A 5,157-nucleotide genomic window follows, 5' to 3' on the forward strand; every position below is an offset into this window, starting at 1 on the left:
GGTTTTCACATACCGCTCACCGCCGTTTCGGCGGCTTATTTCAACTATTTTGTCATGGTCGAGAGATTTTATCAACTGACCATATACCGGCTGTCCGAAAAAATGTGTACTTTTGCCCATGTTATCTGAGTTGGGAAACAAAAGCAAAGATAACAAAAAGGGCTGATACCTCGTGAGAAGTGTCAGCCCTAAATTTGTATCTTACTCAAAAGTTTAGCGGACAGTAATAATTAAAATAAAGTAACTGCTCCTAAATAACTTAATCCTTAATCATGATGAGTCGAACTGTCATTGCATGAAGACGTGTCTGAGTGAGTGGACGTATCTGAATTTATGGATTTGTCATTACTAGTTGATTTTGCCAATTCTGAGTCAGATGAATTTGGAGCTCCAGCAATTCCTTTCAAATGAATTTGCTCTTTGCAACTAAGACTTTCAAAAGTCTTAATGTCCATAATTTTTCTTTTTTTTATAAATTTAATTTTTATATTGTTATACATAATAACCCCTACTTAAGGTTATTTATTTCTATTTTGATTGTTTCTTGCTCCGCTAATATAATTTGTATTTCCTTTTGAAAACTCATATACAATTGAAATACCAAACTGCCTTTTATCCTTGTACAAAATGGTAGAGGATTGGTATTGTTTGTCGTTTATACTATACGTCTCTATAGATTTTTGGTTAAAGATATCTCGCGCAAAAAGTGATAACGTGATATTACTTCGTGGAATATAATAGGAATAATTAATATCCATTATGAACATATCGTTTATTATTCTTTGATTACTCTTATTTTTAGCAATATATGTAGTATTCAACGATATTTTGTGATCACCGAACATTAACTGAAATGGGACTGTTGCCACTAACAAATGATTATTTCTCCAATCATAGCCATTGTAAAAACGTCCAAATTCTAAGTTAATACTAGGGTTCAAATAATAACGTTTTTTCCTGAGGTTATAATAAACAGATAACCCCCAACTATCTATTTTCCCTATATTTTGCCATTTCTTTATAAGGTTCCCTTTTTTGTCATAATTATCTGCTTGTAGCTCTGTAACATTGTTTACCCATTGCTTTGAAAGACAAAATACAAAGTTTGAATAGGTAAGACTAGCGTCCACTTGATGTTTTGTGGATGGAGTAAGTAAATTATTGCCAGATTGCAACACTTTACCAGTTTCTATTGTCTTATAGTTTGTCAGCATCCATGCTAATGGGCGATTAATCGTTTTTTCATAATTGATATCTATTCCTATAGATTTCTCACTATATCTCAAAGATATTTTAGGGAGAAAAGACATTGTTTTATAATGGTTATTGTTATTATGTTCCACTTGTAGTACGGCATTTCCGCTAAATTGGCTATATTCCATAAAAACGGAAACTCCCGAAGTGAACGTGTGTTCTTTATGTTTACTCTGTGAGTTGTTTACATTGGAATCCATATTTTTAATTTCTAGATAAGAATAAGCTATGTTACCATTTACACTAAAATTCTTAGATTTATTTGTATAAGTATATTCCAAAAAGGAATTTGGAGATATGCTTATATTTTTAAGGTGCTGTGATTGGATATTATCTATGGAGACAGTAATGTCTGATATAGATCTATTATAGGAAGCCTCCCAATGTAATGTATGGTTTCCCATATTGCTATTTAAGAAAAAACTACCTGTAAAATCATTAAACTTTTGTGGATAATATAGTATATCTTTAATTTCTAATAATTCCACAGAATTTCTACGTTTCTTTGTATTATCTATCCCATAATTAAGATTTAATCCAGCAGAAAGTGCTTTATTGAATGTAAGCTCCCCACTATAGTCAGCATAAAAATATTTTTCGCACTCCTTATCAGCAAAATCTATAATGTTTTTTTTGTTTCCATAATCATAAATAGAGAATTCTCCTTTCATTTTTTTTAATAATTCTCCTGTAATAAGCAATGTCGTATTGAATTTATTTTTACTCAACTGTGTAAACACATTACCTATAACATTCCCATTTTTTCCCGAATAAGCTTCAAGAGAGGGGGTCAAAGAATAATTGTTATCCTTATTTAATATAATAATTAGCTCATATTGTATTCCGTGCCCTAAAGTAAGTTTCTTTAATCTTATTTCATCAATATTCTCCGTAAATAATGAACGCAGATTATTTATAATCTCTTTTGTTACAGGTTTAAGAACTCCCGTTGTACCCAACCGTATTCCTGCTATTGGATGCCTAAAGTAAGAGAATTCTTCATCATTGTATAGAGCACCAGGTATAAAATTCAATATCGCACCTAAGTTTTGATGCTTAAATACTTCTACATCTTTTATTTTAATAACATCTTGTATGAGTGAATGTTTTACCATCTTACGATAGCCATTTATTTTAACTTCATCCAAAACCTTATAAGAATTTACATAAAACTTAATTTGTTTTTGCCAGCAGTGTAAGGTACTATCTAACAATTCGTCGCCGAAATAGCTGATTTGAATTCTTCGAGCAATGACATCGTTTGGAATGTAGGTATTTCCGATAGAGTCTGTTATAAACCTCAACGGTTTACCCTCTTTAGGAAAAAGAGTGACAGTAGCTCTAATAATAGGTGTAATACTATCAATGTCAAACACCTGAAGCAAAGTTGAATCCATAGGACTTTGTCCAAATGTGTTAAAGGGATAAAGAAAAGTCAATAAAAATATGATAATACTCTGTTTCATACTAGAACATTTACCTTTACAATTAAAATATATATTGATGCATTATGATAATACCATAACGTTTGTTCTATACCTCTAAGTGCAATATTATGCAAAATATTTCAATTTATCAAATTTTTCGAAGTGTTTTTCTTTAAAAAAGTTTCACTTTTCTCTTTTTTCTCACTTTACAGTGTAAAATGATTAATTATGAGTCTTTTTGATAGCATAATAACAGTACTAAAACTTGAACAAATTATTTCCAATAGAATTAGATGTGACTAATTTAAGGTGTACCTACAATTTATTTCCGTAAAAGCACACTGTTTTCATCAGAAAATATTATCTTTGCACAATCAGTTTAAGTGTCGCAGAGTCAACCAGCAAGTGCAAAATTACAAAACGTGTTTGAAGAACTCGCACTTAGATGTAGAAAGGTTTAATTTTTCTCTCGGTCTTTCGTTCAGTTTCTTTTGTATCGACATAATTCTCTTTTCTGTATAATGTTCAAACGAATCCTTTTTCGGTATATATTGTCTGATTAGTTTATTTGTATTCTCAATAGTTCCTTTTTGCCAAGAACAATATGGATCAGCGAAGTATACGGGCACTCCTAAGAACTTGGTAATGTCCTTATGTGCTGCAAATTCAGGTCCGTTGTCTGTTGTAATGGTCTTCAGAATGTCCTTGTATGGTAGCAGCAGTTCCCTAACTACCTTTGCCAGAGACTTTGACTGCTTCCCAAATGGCAGTTTCTGCATAAGCAGCATATTGGTGGATTTCTCTACCAGTGTGAGTATGGCATGTTGGTCAGGGGCTACGATTAAGTCCATCTCAAAATCTCTTCCCGTCAACTTCCTTACTTCTTTCATGGATACTTAACCTGTCTTTAATTGGAAGATGTCCACACCTTGGGACGATGCCTGTATTTCATCTTATGCCTTGTGTGTTTGGCAAGTTCCCCTGTTGTATAATTATGAATGATATTATAAATGGATTGGTGGGACACCTTTATTCCCTCATTCTTGCGCAGATAACCTGATATTTGTCGTGGAGACCACTGATCATTGGTGATATATTCCTTAATCTTCCAGACTAATTCATCGGAGATCCTGGCGTTCTTTACCGTTCTCTTTCTGCGCTGCATAGCCATATCGTGCGCCTTTGTCCAGATATACTTTCCCGATGGCGTGCTGTTGCGTTTGATTTCACGTGATAGTGTTGACTGACTGATGCCGACGATTGCGGCAATCTCTTTTCTCCCTGTTTTCTTTTGAAGTAAGGCGAAAATTTGCGACCTTTGCTCCGAGATTAATTGATGATACATTTACAATACAAAGTTAGTTAATCTTTGGGAGACAGCGGTCTCCTTTTTTTTTATTTGTATTGCTGGTTGTTTTTTTTCTCGCCGAGAGAAAAATTAAACTTTTCTACACCAAAACGCGAATTCTTCAAATACGTTTTGTAATTTTGCACTTACTGGTTGACTCTATGAATAGATATAATTTCTGCAAATACTGCATTTTTTTGAATAATCATAACTTAGTAATTTAAAAGATAATTATCTTTGCATATTCATGGTGATAGTACACATTAAATATAATACAAATAAGAAAAACAAAAATGATTACAAAAGATAGTATAGAACAGGCTTATAGCTTCTTTCATCAGAAGTATAGAGTATATAAATTTTCAAATAGCTTACAGCAAAAAGATGATATAGAATTGGCTATTAATTCATTTGTGGAATGTATGAACACTGATCTTTATAAACTTTTATCACATGGAAATAATGATTTTCTACTTAATCATTCAACTTTTGCAGTAGATATTAAAAGAGCTATAGAAGACTTAGAAAAAATGTTATAAATATATTCGATAGCAAGTAGCAATATGTAAAAATGTTTTAAATAGTGTTTTATTGTTAAATTTATAATTATATTTCAGTTTACTTTTGCATTTCCCATAATTATTATTACCTTTGCACCCACTAATAAGAAACAGAATTTATATCTGTTTTAGTCGTTTTTATACCGCGGAGTGGAGCAGTTGGTAGCTCGCCAGGCTCATAACCTGGAGGTCGCATGTTCGAGTCTTGCCTCCGCAACAATAGATGCTTAAAAGTTAATCATATACTTTTTAAGCATCTTTTTTTTACATATATTCTTATATGATGCAGATATAGGGGGTCAGTCCTAAAACCCAGTTGCAAGCCCTCTCCTCTCAGGCACATAATTTCATAAGTATTTGTTATCTTTGCATCATGAAGAATCACCAATTATTACGTTGCATCTTTCCAGATGTACTTGCCGACTACTTTGATGTTGTCGATATTCAAGAGAGTGTTTCGCAGATTGACTTTTGGCTTGACGAGCGTAACTTTATGGAAAAGTCAGACCATAAGTTAGGCACTGTAAGCAGTTATGGTTTTACCAGCGAGCGTGTTATTCAGGACTTT

Annotated in this window: 2 protein-coding genes, 1 tRNA gene and 2 pseudogenes; 3 read left to right on the forward strand and 2 right to left on the reverse strand. The window is 32.6% G+C overall.

The features are described 5' to 3' along the window. Positions 1-518: 518 nt before the first annotated feature. A complete protein-coding gene (locus F596_RS0110465) occupies positions 519-2,720 on the reverse strand; it encodes an outer membrane beta-barrel protein (protein ID WP_019036914.1) in 2,202 nt (733 codons plus the stop codon). 374 nt (positions 2,721-3,094) lie between these two features. Then, positions 3,095-4,026, reverse strand: a pseudogene (locus tag F596_RS11250) (IS30 family transposase). Between the two features lie 296 nt (positions 4,027-4,322). Here F596_RS11250 and F596_RS0110475 point away from each other — a divergent pair. From F596_RS0110475 to F596_RS11255, 3 genes and pseudogenes are all read left to right on the forward strand, one after another. Then, entirely contained in the window at positions 4,323-4,568 is a 246-nt protein-coding gene (locus F596_RS0110475) for a hypothetical protein (RefSeq protein ID WP_008448252.1), read from the forward strand. 165 nt (positions 4,569-4,733) lie between these two features. Continuing rightward, positions 4,734-4,806: transfer RNA gene (locus F596_RS0110480), tRNA-Met, on the forward strand. Positions 4,807-4,962: 156 nt separating this feature from the next. Next, positions 4,963-5,157, forward strand: a pseudogene (locus F596_RS11255) (ISAon1 family transposase N-terminal region protein); the annotation flags it as partial.

It is taken from the genome of Prevotella amnii DSM 23384 = JCM 14753, from assembly GCF_000378745.1.
GTDB lineage: Bacteria > Bacteroidota > Bacteroidia > Bacteroidales > Bacteroidaceae > Prevotella > Prevotella amnii.